Genomic DNA, 13,697 nt, shown 5'->3' with positions numbered 1-13,697 from the left:
TAAGGGCCGAATGTGGCTGCTTAGAAGCACTAAGAACTATATTGAACGACGCCGTAAATGTCCAGTTGCCAAGCTGTTCTGCGTGGATGTTTGAAGGAAATCTTGTTAGTATTCGGTTCTTCTTATCAAGCGTTACACGACTCAATTCTTTACCCTGTAGGGCACCCTTGTAACCGTTGCTCATCAGGTTTCGTTTTTAATTTGTTTCTCGCAAACAGGAGTGTACATGTCGTCTTCTTCAGGCTCTCGTGCGCAATTACTTACAGCGCCAGTCGGGGCTACGCTTTGGTCGATGACTTGGCCGGTAATTTTTGGCGTGCTCACGCTCATTAGTTTTAATGTGGTCGACACTTTCTTTATTAGTTTAATTGGTACCCAAGAGCTGGCCGCTGTTGGTTTTACTTTTCCGGTCAGCTTTACCGTTATTAGCCTTACCATTGGTTTAGGTATTGGCACCTCTGCGGTGATCGCCCGCAAATTGGGGGCAGACAATATTGAGGGGGCGCGGCAAGTGGGCAGCAGCGCCCTGTATTTGGCTGCCTTGTTGGTGGGTACCTTGGCATTTATCGCCTTTATTTTTACCGTACCTATTTTTAGTCTGTTGGGTGCAACCGACGATCTCATGCCGATTATTAAAGACTATATGTATATTTGGTACGCAGGCGCAGTGCTGCTCGTGATGCCCATGGTGGGTAACAGTATTTTGCGTGCGTCTGGCGACACTAAAACGCCCTCAATGATTATGGGGCTAGGCGGCTTGCTCAATGCCATTCTGGACCCCATTTTAATTTTTGGCTGGGGGCCTATACCGGCCATGGGGGTAAAAGGGGCGGCGCTGGCCAGTGTACTAGCGTGGGCCATTGGCTTTAGCCTCATTATTTATTTGTTGGTGGGGCGCAGTAAGCTGATCGATTGGCGGCCGCCCGAGTTCGCTATTTTCGTTACCTCATGTCGCAAACTTTTACGTATTGGCATTCCTGCCGCAGCGGCCAATATGATGACACCCATTGCGATGGGTGTATTAACGGCGGTGGTGGCCACGCATGGTGCAGCTGCAGTGGCAGCATTTGGTGTAGGAATTCGCTTAGAGTCGTTGGCGTCGGTGGTTATTTTAGCTTTGTCTATGAGTTTGCCTCCTTTTATCAGTCAAAACTTTGGAGCTGGCCGTTGGGACCGGGTGCAAGAGGCCTATCGCAAGTCGTTAGCCTTCGTGCTGCTCTTTCAGCTTGGTATCTACCTATTGTTGGTACTCATGCTGCCCGGCTTGCAGTTGGCGTTTGCCCGCGAAGAGGCGGTTGCTGAGGTTTTGGCGTTGTTTGTGTGGACACTTCCACTCGGCTACGGATTCCAAGGTGCGATTATTTTGACCAATTCGTCGTTTAATGCGTTGCATCAACCGTCGCGGGCATTTTTACTCAGCGTGGTGCGCTTGTTTGTAACCTTTGTACCCTTTGCCATGGTAGGAAACTACTTTTATGGCTTAGTAGGGTTGTTTGTGGGTGGTGTGATTGCGAATATACTCACCGCGTTTTTTGCCTATCGATGGTTTATGCAAGCGCTTGGGAAAGCGCAACAAGCGCATGAGCACCCACCGATAATGCCCGCAGGAGCTAAATGATGAGTAAAGCAAAGCAGCAGATAACGGTTGAAGAGAGCAAAGAAAAGGGCCGCCCCTTTGAGCTCGTGTCGGACTACCAACCCGCAGGTGACCAGCCGGCCGCGATAGAAAAAATTATCGATAACCTCGACGCGGGGCTTGCTCAGCAAACATTATTGGGCGTAACCGGTTCGGGTAAAACCTTTACCATGGCGAACGTAATTGCCCGCACGGGCCGGCCAACGCTTATTTTGGCCCACAATAAAACCCTTGCCGCGCAGCTCTATGGCGAAATGAAGGAGTTTTTCCCCAATAACGCCGTAGAGTATTTTGTTTCTTATTACGACTACTACCAACCTGAAGCCTATGTGCCAACCACCGACACCTTTATTGAAAAAGACGCGTCTATAAATGAACACATCGAGCAAATGCGCTTGTCGGCGACCAAGGCACTTATGGAGCGGCGCGACGTAGTGCTGATTGCTTCAGTGTCGGCAATTTACGGTTTGGGCGACCCCGACTCGTATATGAAAATGATGCTGCATTTGCGCCGCGGCGACATTATTGACCAGCGCGACATTTTGCGTACCTTGGCAACCTTGCAGTACACCCGCAACGATCAAGCCTTTAGCCGCGGTACTTACCGAGTTCGTGGCGAAGTGATCGATATTTTTCCTGCCGAATCTGACGAACTTGCCGTGCGGGTTGAACTGTTCGACGACGAAATTGAACGCATTAGTGTATTTGAGCCCCTTACCGGGCAAGTGGTGCAGGCCGACGTAGCGCGCTACACCGTGTATCCGAAAACCCACTATGTTACGCCACGCGAGAAAATTGTAGACGCAGTGGAGAAAATTAAAGACGAACTGAAAGTGCGCCGTGAGCAGTTTTTGGAAGCAGGGAAGTTAATTGAAGAGCAGCGTATTCGGGAGCGCACACAATTTGACATTGAAATGATGCTAGAGCTCGGTTACTGCTCCGGTATTGAAAACTACTCGCGTTATTTATCCGGCAGGGCACCGGGCGATCCACCACCGACGTTGATGGACTATTTACCCGACGACGCGCTGCTGATTATTGACGAGTCACACGTGACCGTTTCGCAAGTAGGGGCTATGTATAAAGGGGATCGCTCGCGCAAAGAAAATTTGGTCAATTACGGCTTTCGGTTGCCCTCGGCACTCGACAACAGACCGTTAAAGTTTGAGGAATTTGAAGGAATTTCACCGCAAACCTTATACGTGTCGGCAACGCCGGGCAAATATGAAATTGAGCGTTGTGATGGTGAATTTGTAGAGCAAGTCGTACGCCCAACCGGCCTGATTGACCCCGAAATAGAAGTACGCCCAGTTGCAACGCAAGTAGACGATGTGATGTCGGAAATTAGATTGCGCTCGGCCCGTAACGAACGGGTGTTGGTAACCACGCTGACAAAACGTATGGCGGAAGACTTAGCCGATTACCTCGACGAACACGGCATTAAAGTGCGTTATTTGCACTCCGACATTGATACCGTGGAGCGGATGGAAATTATTCGCGACTTGCGGCTTGGTGAATTCGACGTTTTGATTGGTATTAACCTGTTGCGGGAAGGTTTAGACATGCCCGAAGTGTCATTAGTCGCCATTCTCGATGCCGACAAAGAGGGCTTTTTACGCGCAGAACGTTCGCTCATTCAAACCATTGGTCGGGCTGCGCGAAATGTTGCCGGTAAAGCCATTCTTTACGGCGACCGCATTACTAACTCCATGCAAAAAGCCATTGATGAAACAGCTCGGCGCCGCGCAAAACAAATTGAACACAACGAAAAACACGGCATAACCCCGCAAGGCTTAAACAAGCGGATAACCGACGTTATGGATTTAGGGGGTGACCCGAATCGGAAGAAACGGCGTGAGCGCGAAAAAGAAGCGCGTAAAGTTATTGCCATGCGGGAATTTAAGTCTGAAAAAGATTTGCTGGCAAAAATTAACGCACAAGAAAAAGCTATGTATAAAGCGGCGCAAGATCTCGAGTTTGAAAAAGCGGCGTCGTTGCGCGATGAGCTTCATGAGTTGCGAGAAACACTCAAAACCTACGGCGCAGGGTGAGAGCGCTGCTTCTTTCAGCGGATTGTTTCTTTTTTCGGCAAACGCACGAGAAGTTGCAAAAAACGCAAGAGAATGTGTTGACAGCTTTTCTCATCGCCCTATAATAGCGCTCCGTGTTCAGGGACAGACTTAAACTGCTTCGGCAGCAAAGCAGGACACTTTGGATGGTTAGCTCAGCTGGGAGAGCACCGCCCTTACAAGGCGGGGGTCACTGGTTCGAACCCAGTACCATCCACCACATTCCAGGTTTGTGGCTTTGCATGTTTTGCACTGCAATAGCGGCAAACAACCAACTTCGGATGGTTAGCTCAGCTGGGAGAGCACCGCCCTTACAAGGCGGGGGTCACTGGTTCGAACCCAGTACCATCCACCAAATAAAAAAGCCAAGCCTCGTTGCTTGGCTTTTTTGTACCTGCGTTTTGTTCGCTTAATCGCCCTGTCGAGTGTGCATTCTTCTGATATAATCGCACCTATTGTTTTTTATTTTTAATAAGGAATTTTTCATGTCGGTAGTCTCTCGTTTTGCTCCAAGCCCAACCGGGTATTTACATGTGGGCGGTGCGCGTACAGCACTTTACGCATGGTTAGTCGCGCGCGCTGCTGGCGGCAAGTTTGTGTTGCGAATTGAAGATACCGACCGTGAACGTTCTACCCAAGAAGCGATTGACGCTATTTTTGAAGGTATGCGGTGGCTGGGTTTAACGTGGGACGAAGAGCCTATCTATCAAACCCAGCGCTTCGAGCGTTATGGTGAGTTAACGCAGCAGTTGATGCAAGAAGACAAAGCCTATAAGTGTTATTGCTCACAAGAGCGCTTAGAAAAAATGCGTGAAGAGCAAATGGCTGCAGGTGTGAAACCGCGTTACGACGGTAAATGTCGCCATTTAACAGCGGCCGAGCATGAGGCGCGCGCCGGCGAACCTTTTGTCATTCGTTTTCGCAACCCGCAAGAAGGCTCCGTGGTGTTCGACGACCATATTCGCGGCCGCATTGAGATTTCGAACCAAGAGTTGGACGACTTGATTATTGCGCGGACCGACGGCACACCCACTTACAATTTCTGCGTCGTGGTAGACGATTGGGATATGGGCATTACGCATGTGGTGCGTGGTGAAGATCACATTAATAATACGCCACGGCAGATTAATATTTTGGCTGCACTTGGCGCCCCAATTCCAGAATATGCGCATGTTTCGATGATTTTAGGCGACGATGGGAAGAAGCTTTCTAAACGTCATGGTGCAGTGAGTGTAACCGAATACCGCGATAAAGGTTATTTGCCAGAAGCCATGATCAACTATCTCGTTCGTTTGGGTTGGTCGCATGGTGATCAGGAAGTATTTAGCCGCGAAGAGCTGATCAAAATATTCAAACTCAGTGACATTAATAAAGCAGCGTCGGCTTTTAACACTGAAAAGCTTAACTGGTTAAACCAACATTACATGAAAACCTTACCAGTTGAGCAAGTAGCGGCTGAGTTGGCTTGGCACTTTGAAGAACTCGGCGTTGCTACAGAGGACGGACCAGCACTGGTCGAGGTTGTTAAATTACAAGCAGAGCGTGTAAAAACTTTGCGAGAAATGGCAGACATTAGCCGCTATTTCTTTGAAGCCGTAACAGAGTTCGACGCCGATGCCGCTAAAAAACATTTGCGTCCAGTGGCGAAGGAGCCATTAGCCGATATTCAGCAACGCTTGGCGGGGTTGACGAATTGGAATGCGGAATCGATTCACCAAGCGATTCAAGATACCTGCGCCGCACTTGAGGTAGGCATGGGTAAAGTGGGTATGCCACTTCGAGTAGCGGCAACTGGGGGGGGGAATTCACCCTCTCTTGATGCCACGCTAGCGCTACTGGATCAACAGGCTGTGGTTGCGCGTATTGGCCTTGCATTGGACTTTATCGCAGCCCGAGAAGCATCGTAAGCGCGGCACTGCCGCGCTTTTATAAATTCATGTAATACGGACTTCACCCGAAAAAATATACAAAAGGAAACGGGCAATGCCAAAAATCCGTGAGCTACTCGCCAACAACGTGACTTGGGCGAAACAAAAAACAGAAGTAGACCCCAAGTTCTTTGAACGTTTAGCAAACCAGCAGAAGCCCGAATACCTTTGGATCGGCTGTGCAGACAGCCGCGTTCCCGCCAATGAAATAGTGGGAATGGACCCCGGGGAACTGTTCGTTCACAGAAATGTGGCGAATCAAGTTATTCAGACCGACTTCAACTGTTTAGCCGTAGTGGAGTACGCGGTAACGCAACTGAAGGTAAAACATATACTGGTTGTAGGCCATTACGGGTGTGGCGGCGTTGCCGCAGCTATGGAGTCAGTGCGGCATGGACTCGTCGACCATTGGTTGCACCCCATTAAAGACGTGTATCGTGAGCACAAAAGTGAGCTTGTCGACTTACCCGCACCCGCGCAATTTGATCGCATGTGCGAACTCAATGTAATGGAGCAAGTGCATAACCTTGCTAAAAATTACATTATTCAAGAAGCCTGGGCAAAAGGGCAGCAGCTCGCAATCCACGGCTGGATATACTCCATCAAAGACGGCCTTGCACGCGACTTAGGGGTAACTATTCGTGGAATGGACGGCCTCGACCCTATCTATCAATTCGGCCCCGATACCGAGTCGGATGATTAGCGGTAAGCAAGAAAAAACTGGTTTTGGTATGAAACGCTATAAAAATAGCCAGTTGAACGGGTTTTCCGAAAAAACAGTTGACACTCACCCCCGCTGTTTTTAGAATGCGCGTCGCTGTTGAGGGGAACCTCAGCAGCGTATAGCAGAACTTCGGGGCTATAGCTCAGCTGGGAGAGCGCTTGCATGGCATGCAAGAGGTCAGCGGTTCGATCCCGCTTAGCTCCACCAAGTTTGCTAAATTGAAATGTAGCGTCCCCTTCGTCTAGAGGCCTAGGACACCGCCCTTTCACGGCGGTAACAGGGGTTCGAATCCCCTAGGGGACGCCAATCATTCGTAGGTGCTGCACTGCAGCACTTACAGGCGTCGCACCATCACCGGTGTAACGCACAAAGCAAGTCCAGGGTCCCCTTCGTCTAGAGGCCTAGGACACCGCCCTTTCACGGCGGTAACAGGGGTTCGAATCCCCTAGGGGACGCCATTATTTCTGTAGGTGCTGCACTGCAGCACTTACAGCGGGAAACTGCTTAGGCCGCAGGAAACCGCAGGTAAAACAGAAAGTCCAGGGTCCCCTTCGTCTAGAGGCCTAGGACACCGCCCTTTCACGGCGGTAACAGGGGTTCGAATCCCCTAGGGGACGCCATCTATACAAAAAACCGCTCATTGCAGCGGTTTTTTTGTGCCCGCCGTGAGGCGCTGGCTGCGCCATCGCGGGCGATGTCCTAGGACACCGCGCCAAACCTTCGGCACGGCGGTAACAGGGGTTCGAATCCCTTGTACGTGCTGCACCGCAGCACGTGCCGCGGGGCACGGGCGTTGAATTTAAATGTGGATGTTAGCGCGGCAGTGCCGCGCCTACGAATAATGTGGAGCGGAAGTTGCCAAGCGACCCCACAGCGCGGGAACAATTTTCCCAAAATTGTAGGCGCGCCCCATGGGAGCGCCTACAGACGGACTAGCGCGTGGCCAATAGGCTGATTGTGAATGTGAAGGGTAACGGTGTCACGGTCGTCGTGCAGAGCCTCAACACAGCTTTGGGTGTAAGGTTCATCAAAGGCCTTAAAAAGCTCGAAATCCAATACCGAACTCTCGGTTAAAATATCAATATCGAGCTGACGATCTTTAACGCTACGATCAGGATCAGAGCGGTCACGCCCCGCAGACTCCTCCAAAGCATTAAAGTAAGCTTTCAATGCACCGGCGTCGAGATGACTTTGAATCACCGCCAACGTGTTGAGAAAGCTGCGTGCGCTCGACATCGCCGTAGGCTCAGTGCGTACCACCGGAAAAACATGAAGGTTACCAAAGTCGGTACGTAATCGCTCAAGAGCCGCCGCAATATTTTTTGCCGGTTCAATATTGGAACCCAAACTTAAATAGTAGTAGGGCATTACAGGCTAGTCTCCAACAATTTACGCAGCTGTGGCTCCATAATTTCTGCAATGCGAGGCTGCGCTGCAAGGCTCGGATGAATACCGTCGTTCTGCATATATTCCGGAACCACCGCAATTTCCCGCATAAAAAACGGAATTAAAGGTATCTCTTTTTCTTTTGCAATATCATGAAAGGTTTGACGAAACATGTCGGTGTAACGGCGCCCTAAATTCGGCGTGATTTCTATTTCGCTTAATGCCACCCGAACGCCTTGTTGCTGGAGCATGTCGACCATTTCGCGTATGTTGCTCGCCATACTGTTTAAATTGAAACCGCGCAGACCGTCGTTACCGCCGAGCTCAATAAAAACCCAGTCGGGCTGGTGGCGTTCAATCAACCGCGGCAAGCGATTCAGGCCGCCCTGAGTGGTTTCGCCACTAATACTGGCGTTAATAATTTCGAGCTCTGGGTAGTTTTGCTGCCAATAGCGGTAAATTTCACGAACCCATGAGTCGGCCTCAGCAATACCGTAACCTGCGCTTAAGCTGTCGCCGAGTACTAATAATGAAACTTTTGCCGCTGCCGGACGTATAGAGAACAACAGTGCGCAAAAAACTAAGAAAACAATAAAGGACTTTTTCATTTTATGGCGATTATTCAGGCTCATTCGATTAAAAAACATGTTGTAACCTCTGCTGGGCGTTTAGACATTCTCGCAGAAATTAATCTGGCAATCGAGCCAGCAGAGACCGTTGCTATTGTTGGCGCGTCGGGCTCGGGTAAGTCTACGCTGCTCGCTCTGCTTGCGGGACTCGATTTACCAAGCGAGGGCCACGTTAGTATAGATAACGTGAATTTGTCGAATTTGGATGAAGAAGAGCGTGCAATTCTTCGCGGCGACAAGATTGGCTTTATATTTCAGTCTTTCCTCCTAATACAAAGTTTAACCGCACTGGAGAATGTGATGTTACCCGCAGAACTAGCGGGGACTGAGAACCCAGAGCAACAAGCGCGCGAGCTGCTCGAGCAGGTAGGGCTCGGCGACCGCCTTACCCATTACCCGAATCAACTGTCGGGTGGTGAGCAGCAACGCGTAGCCATTGCGCGGGCCTTTATTGGTAAGCCAGCTATTTTATTTGCCGATGAACCGACCGGAAATCTAGATCGCGCTACAGGCGCGACCATCGAAGATTTATTGTTTGAGCTTAACCAAAAACACGGCACAACCTTGATTATGGTGACCCATGATGATCGCTTAGCGCAAAAGTGTGACCGTATTGTTCGCATTGAAAGCGGCTGTTTGCAGGAGGCCGAATATGCGTAAGCCTTGGCTAGCGATTTCCTGGCGTTTGCTGCGCCATGAACTACGCCGCGGAGAGCTAACCGTAATGGCGCTCGCGGTCATGCTGTCGGTAACAGCAGTATTAAGCTTGTCGATATTTAGCGAGCGGCTGCAAGCGGGACTGTTAGAGCGCAGTGCTGAGTTTTTGGCTGCTGATCGAGTGCTTCGCTCACGCGAGGAGATAGACTCCGAGTGGTTATTGAAGGCAGAACAGGAAGGCCTTGAAGTTGCCCAGCGGGTTACCTTTAATTCGATGGTGTTTGCCAATAATGAACTAGCATTAGCCGACGTGAAGGCTGTGTCCGAGCTCTATCCGTTACGTGGCGAATTAAAAACAGCGCTAGAGCCTTTCGTTGAAGGTGAAGTGACCCAAGTGCTTCCGCAACGTGGCGAAGCGTGGGTGCATTCGGGCTTATTTCAGCAGCTGCCACTCGCGCTCGGTGGCGTTATAGAAGTGGGGGAAAAAACCTTCACTATTACGCGCGTGCTAACGCAAGAGCCAGACGCCGGTTTTAATGTATTCACCGACAGCCCAACGGTATTGATTCCTTATCAGGACTTAGCGGCCACAGGGCTTATTCAGCCCGGTAGCCGAGTCAGCTTTAATTATTTATTTGCGGGCGAGCCATCCAACCTAGAGCGCTACGAAGAGTGGCTGTTGCCGCAATTGGACACGCTTACTCAGCGTTGGCGTAGTGTTCGCGACGAAGAGTCGCCATTGTCGAGTGCTCTCGAGCGTGCTGAGCGTTTTATGTTGTTGGCGAGTCTACTCGGCGTGGTTTTAGCTGCAACGGCGGTAGCGGTTGCCGCGCAGCGATATTGCCAGCGAAACTACGACGCGGTGGCGATAATGAAAACCTTGGGCGGCACGCGACCTTTGGTGAGCCGTGTTTTCACTGCCCATTTGTTGTTACTAACGCTCTTTAGTGTGGCAGCGGGTTTAGCGCTCGGTTTTGTAGTGCAGGCAGTGGTGGTTTGGTGTGTGCAAAGCCAATTGGAGTACAGTTTACCTGCGGCCAGTGCGAGCCCTTGGTGGTTAGCAACGCTCACGGGCTTTTTGTGTGCCTTAATGTTCAGCCTCTATCCGCTGTTACGGTTAATGCGCATTCCACCGCTGCGTGTACTGCGTCGAGAGCTAGACGGCAGTGAGCTTGCCCGTTGGCTGCATTGGATTGTGAGTGGCGGCACCGTGTTGCTGCTTATGTGGCTGTATAGCCGAAGCTTGATTTTGTCGGTGGCGCTGTTTGCCGGTGGCTTGCTTGCAACGGTGCTGTTGCTCGGGATCGGTCGGCTATTTATTCGGGCGAGTAGACAAGCGGGAATGCAAGCGGGCAGTAGCTGGCGCTTAGCCATGGCGGGCATGCAGCGGCGGGCGCGGCAAAACAGTGTGCAAATGCTAAGTTTTGCCACAGCGATTATGTTGTTTCTGCTGGTACTTGCATTACGCAATGAGTTACTCGACGACTGGCAGAGTCAGCTGCCCGAAACTGCACCGAATTATTTCGTGGTGAACGTTGCAGAGCGTCAAGTCGACGACATGAATGCTATGTTTGCAGCGGAAAACATTGTAGCAACCGATCTATACCCAATAACGCCGGGGCGTTTAATGGCGATCAATGGTGACCTAGTGCGCGACGCCGTGAGTAAAGAGGAGCGTGACGACTCGAATGTTCGTGACGGCTTTGGCCGTGAGTTGCAATTAACATGGCGCAACGATTTACCGCCCGACAACGACATTATCGCCGGCCGCTGGTTTGAGCCGGGTGAGCAGGGGGTGTCGATCGAATCGGAAGTTGCTGAGCGAATTAATGTAAAGCTTGGCGACGCCTTAACCTTTCGGATTGGGGCTGATGAGTTCACGGTGCCCATTACCAGTATTCGTGAGGTGAATTGGAACACCATGCAACCGAATTTCTTTATGATTTTCAGTCCGGAAGCGGTAAACAATGCTGCGGCTACCTATATTGCCAGTTTTTACTTACCACAAGAGCGTAAGCATGAACTCTACACCCTATTTCGCGATTTTCCGCAGGCGTCTTTGATTGATGTAGACGACATTATTCAGCAAATACGTTCAGTGATCGGGCATGTTTCTCTAGCTATAACTTTTGTTATGTTTTTGGTGGTTTTGGCTGGATCTTTAGTGTTGGTTGCGCAAGTTCAAGCAACCTTAGAGGAGCGCGAGCAGGAGCTTGTTATTCTGCGCACGTTAGGGGCGCGGAGCCATTTACTGAGCCGGGCGGTCACTTATGAATTCCTGATCTTAGGTGCTTTAGCCGGCTTAATAGCAACGCTAGCCATGGAGATTATTATTTTTCTCCTTCAAACTCAAGTGTTTAGCATGGAGCCTAGTGTTCACTGGCGGTTTTGGCTGCTCGGTCCTTTGCTGGGGGCTGGCGTGGTGGCCGTGTTAGGCGGATTAACGTGCAGACGATTGTTACGGCAGCGCACTGCAACACTGATCCGAAATTTGGTGTAATACGCACTAGACAAATAGCATAGGGGTGATGTTGACTTGTTATGTTCTTCTGAGTATATTTTTTTTGCTTTGCAATTTTCGCTAATAAATTGAAGCACATGCAAAGATTAACAAAAAATACAAAGTGATAAAAAGTGATACAAAGTGATAAAAAGTAACGTAAGTGAAACTAACGATAAGGATGCTGATTATGTTGAAATCTTTTCGCTTATTTTGGACCACTATTCTGTTGATGTTGTTGTCGATTATCTATCACGGAGCGACGGTTGCCGGTGAACCGAGTTGTGAAAGCTATGAAGGACGCACTTTTGTTTCGTGTTTGGCTGATTATTCGTACGCCACCGAGCGCTTCTACTTTAACTCAGATACCATGGGAGAACAGTCGTTTGTTGCCTACACCGCAGTAAAAAAAAGCACCGGAGAAGTGGTAGGAGCAAGCTTTGATTTTGTAGCGCAATGTTCTGAATATGGTTTGTGTAGCCAAGAGCAAGAAGACTTTCTTGCCAGCTATTTCTCCGAGTTTCGCACAGCTATAGCGAATAACACCTTGTATACCTACGTGGTTCAGAACTGCGATTCAACTGAGCAGGTTTGCTGTGACGACAACAACTGCAATCAAGTTAAGCATCATCAAAATAATCAAGGGAGCCTTGTTTCAAGCTATAAATTTCAGTGGCAATGGGTAAAAGAAGTAGTGCAAAGCGCTGCGCAAGAGCTGGGTGTGCAGGTTGTCAACCTTGCAGCAAATACCTTGTTGTCAAACCGAGAATTTGCCAATAACGTGGCAACCGACGGCCAAATTATTATTGTGCAAATTAATGGTGATTCTATAGTGTGCAAATACGAGAATGATTTTGCCTGCCCTGCGTTCGACGGCGAGGTATTCCAAGGCGGCGCTGAATTTCATAATGTTGCACAACAGGACGTTTACAGTCTAGGTCAATTTATTTTCGATTATTTCTCACATCAACAGCAGTCATGCACAACTTCAATGACCTGCCATCAAGATAATACGTGTAGCGTGGTTTATGCCTGTCAATAAGTGCAGCGAGCAATAGATACGCAGAATATAAAAAATGCCGCGTTTGCTAACCATCGAGCGCGGCATTTTTTTCTGTCAGTGTTCACTGTTACTGGCTAAAGGAACTCAACGCCGAGTCACTAAGCACTGGGTTAACGCCTCTGTTAGCTCGGGATAGTGAAACGAATAGCCAGCTTGTTGCAAGCGCTCAGGGAGTGCGGCTTGGCCCGTCAACAGCAAGTCCGCCATTTCGCCAAAGGCTAATTTCATAATAATACCGGGAACACGGAACACACAGGGTCGGTGCAACACCTTGGCAATTGTTTGGCTGAACAATGCGTTGCTCACAGGGTTTGGTGCCGTAGCGTTGTAAACACCTGAACAATCTTTGTGGTGTAAGAGGAAGTCGAGAATGTGGATCATATCGTTGAGGTGAATCCAAGACATCATTTGCGTGCCGCTACCAATGGGGCCACCAAGACCAAACCGGAAGGGCGGTACCATACGTTTCAGTGCGCCACCCTCGGCAGCCAGTACAACTCCCGTTCGTAAAATACAAACGCGAGTATGCGGCTCTGCAGCGCGGGCTTTGTCTTCCCATACTTTACACAATTGGTGGCTATATTCGTCGTGCGCGATATAGTCGCGTTCGGTTACGGGCTTTTCTGACTGTCGACCGTAATAACCCACCGCTGAGCCGGAAATAAACACCGCAGGCTTGCGCGAGGACTTCTCAAACAAGGCGACCAGCTCGTCGGTAATTTGCCAGCGGCTGCGCTCGAGGCGGCGTTTTCGCTTTGCGTTCCAGCGTTTGTCGGCTATACCTTCACCCGCAAGATTAATAACGGCGTCGAAGGCGTTTAAATTCGCTAGCGTAGACAAGCTATGAATTGCAGAAATATGGCTACCCAAAGCACTGCGAGCATGCTCAGGACGGCGAGTGAGCACGGTAAATTTATGCTGCTCGTGAAAAGCATGGATAAATGCGGAGCCGATAAGGCCAGTACCACCGGTAATTAGAATATTCATAGCCTGCGCTCCTAGGCGCTCAGTCGTTGCTTATGTATCGCTACTAAAAGTGTCACTGTAAAAGTTAACAGCATGCGGTGCAAGTTGCTGTTATTTCCAAGATCACGTATCTTGCGTG

Annotated in this window: 10 protein-coding genes and 6 tRNA genes; 13 read left to right on the top strand and 3 right to left on the bottom strand. The window is 49.9% G+C overall.

The features are described 5' to 3' along the window. Positions 1-226 precede the first annotated feature (226 nt). The 10 genes from DQW12_RS03475 to DQW12_RS03430 all read left to right on the top strand — a co-directional run bounded on the left by DQW12_RS03475 (position 227) and on the right by DQW12_RS03430 (position 6,977). The gene (locus DQW12_RS03475) at positions 227-1,618 is read left to right on the top strand and encodes an MATE family efflux transporter (RefSeq protein WP_113906445.1); all 1,392 of its coding nucleotides are present in this window, start codon (positions 227-229) and stop codon (positions 1,616-1,618) included. Then, positions 1,615-3,687: an excinuclease ABC subunit UvrB gene (gene uvrB, locus DQW12_RS03470; protein WP_370444346.1), complete on the top strand. Its 2,073-nt coding sequence runs from the start codon at positions 1,615-1,617 to the stop codon at positions 3,685-3,687. Before DQW12_RS03475 ends, uvrB begins: the two co-directional genes overlap by 4 nt. Positions 3,688-3,849: 162 nt before the next feature. After that, a tRNA-Val gene (locus DQW12_RS03465) sits at positions 3,850-3,925 on the top strand. 59 nt (positions 3,926-3,984) lie between these two features. After that, a tRNA-Val gene (locus DQW12_RS03460) sits at positions 3,985-4,060 on the top strand. A gap of 130 nt (positions 4,061-4,190) precedes the next feature. Next, positions 4,191-5,612, top strand: a complete 1,422-nt coding sequence (gene gltX, locus DQW12_RS03455) for a glutamate--tRNA ligase (RefSeq protein WP_113906443.1) — start codon at positions 4,191-4,193, stop codon at positions 5,610-5,612. Between the two features lie 76 nt (positions 5,613-5,688). Further along, the gene (gene can / locus DQW12_RS03450; RefSeq protein WP_113906442.1) at positions 5,689-6,336 is read left to right on the top strand and encodes a carbonate dehydratase; all 648 of its coding nucleotides are present in this window, start codon (positions 5,689-5,691) and stop codon (positions 6,334-6,336) included. A 152-nt stretch (positions 6,337-6,488) separates the two neighbouring features. Next, positions 6,489-6,564: transfer RNA gene (locus tag DQW12_RS03445), tRNA-Ala, on the top strand. Between the two features lie 23 nt (positions 6,565-6,587). Further along, positions 6,588-6,663 (top strand) — tRNA-Glu (locus tag DQW12_RS03440). Positions 6,664-6,739: 76 nt separating this feature from the next. Then, positions 6,740-6,815 (top strand) — tRNA-Glu (locus DQW12_RS03435). Positions 6,816-6,901: 86 nt separating this feature from the next. Continuing rightward, positions 6,902-6,977: transfer RNA gene (locus DQW12_RS03430), tRNA-Glu, on the top strand. 301 nt (positions 6,978-7,278) lie between these two features. On the opposite strand, the gene DQW12_RS03425 is transcribed toward DQW12_RS03430, so the two are convergent. Continuing rightward, the gene (locus tag DQW12_RS03425) at positions 7,279-7,725 is read right to left on the bottom strand and encodes a 2-amino-4-hydroxy-6-hydroxymethyldihydropteridine diphosphokinase (RefSeq protein ID WP_113906441.1); all 447 of its coding nucleotides are present in this window, start codon (positions 7,723-7,725) and stop codon (positions 7,279-7,281) included. Beyond that, positions 7,725-8,390, bottom strand: a complete 666-nt coding sequence (locus tag DQW12_RS03420; protein ID WP_232819868.1) for an arylesterase — start codon at positions 8,388-8,390, stop codon at positions 7,725-7,727. The genes DQW12_RS03425 and DQW12_RS03420 overlap by 1 nt, the downstream gene beginning before the upstream one ends. Between DQW12_RS03420 and DQW12_RS03415 the strand changes: the two genes are divergently transcribed. From DQW12_RS03415 to DQW12_RS03405, 3 genes are all read left to right on the top strand, one after another. Next, complete coding sequence (locus DQW12_RS03415) at positions 8,355-9,032, top strand: ABC transporter ATP-binding protein (RefSeq protein WP_113906439.1); 678 nt, start codon at positions 8,355-8,357, stop codon at positions 9,030-9,032. The two genes, DQW12_RS03420 and DQW12_RS03415, sit on opposite strands and share 36 nt — an antisense overlap. Beyond that, the gene (locus DQW12_RS03410) at positions 9,025-11,529 is read left to right on the top strand and encodes an ABC transporter permease (RefSeq protein WP_113906438.1); all 2,505 of its coding nucleotides are present in this window, start codon (positions 9,025-9,027) and stop codon (positions 11,527-11,529) included. Before DQW12_RS03415 ends, DQW12_RS03410 begins: the two co-directional genes overlap by 8 nt. 190 nt (positions 11,530-11,719) lie before the next feature. Beyond that, complete coding sequence (locus tag DQW12_RS03405) at positions 11,720-12,571, top strand: hypothetical protein (protein WP_113906437.1); 852 nt, start codon at positions 11,720-11,722, stop codon at positions 12,569-12,571. A 105-nt stretch (positions 12,572-12,676) separates the two neighbouring features. On the opposite strand, the gene DQW12_RS03400 is transcribed toward DQW12_RS03405, so the two are convergent. Continuing rightward, on the bottom strand, positions 12,677-13,579 hold the full coding sequence (locus DQW12_RS03400) for a TIGR01777 family oxidoreductase (protein WP_113906436.1): 903 nt from the start codon (positions 13,577-13,579) through the stop codon (positions 12,677-12,679). Between the last annotated feature and the right edge of the window lie 118 nt (positions 13,580-13,697).

It is taken from the genome of Aliidiomarina celeris, assembly GCF_003316875.1.
In the GTDB taxonomy this organism is placed as follows: Bacteria; Pseudomonadota; Gammaproteobacteria; order Enterobacterales; family Alteromonadaceae; genus Aliidiomarina; species Aliidiomarina celeris.
The sequence above is the reverse complement of the archived record's forward strand: the minus strand, read 5'-3'. Positions and strand labels throughout refer to the sequence as shown.

Excerpts from the sequence above, each read along its gene's own strand:
- DQW12_RS03475 (WP_113906445.1), top strand. The coding sequence starts at position 227 with ATGTCGTCTTCTTCAGGCTCTCGTGCGCAATTACTTACAGCGCCAGTC.
- uvrB (WP_370444346.1), top strand. The coding sequence starts at position 1,615 with ATGATGAGTAAAGCAAAGCAGCAGATAACGGTTGAAGAGAGCAAAGAA.
- gltX (WP_113906443.1), top strand. The coding sequence starts at position 4,191 with ATGTCGGTAGTCTCTCGTTTTGCTCCAAGCCCAACCGGGTATTTACAT.
- can (WP_113906442.1), top strand. The coding sequence starts at position 5,689 with ATGCCAAAAATCCGTGAGCTACTCGCCAACAACGTGACTTGGGCGAAA.
- DQW12_RS03425 (WP_113906441.1), bottom strand. The coding sequence starts at position 7,725 with ATGCCCTACTACTATTTAAGTTTGGGTTCCAATATTGAACCGGCAAAA.
- DQW12_RS03415 (WP_113906439.1), top strand. The coding sequence starts at position 8,355 with ATGGCGATTATTCAGGCTCATTCGATTAAAAAACATGTTGTAACCTCT.
- DQW12_RS03420 (WP_232819868.1), bottom strand. The coding sequence starts at position 8,390 with ATGTTTTTTAATCGAATGAGCCTGAATAATCGCCATAAAATGAAAAAG.
- DQW12_RS03410 (WP_113906438.1), top strand. The coding sequence starts at position 9,025 with ATGCGTAAGCCTTGGCTAGCGATTTCCTGGCGTTTGCTGCGCCATGAA.
- DQW12_RS03405 (WP_113906437.1), top strand. The coding sequence starts at position 11,720 with ATGTTGAAATCTTTTCGCTTATTTTGGACCACTATTCTGTTGATGTTG.
- DQW12_RS03400 (WP_113906436.1), bottom strand. The coding sequence starts at position 13,579 with ATGAATATTCTAATTACCGGTGGTACTGGCCTTATCGGCTCCGCATTT.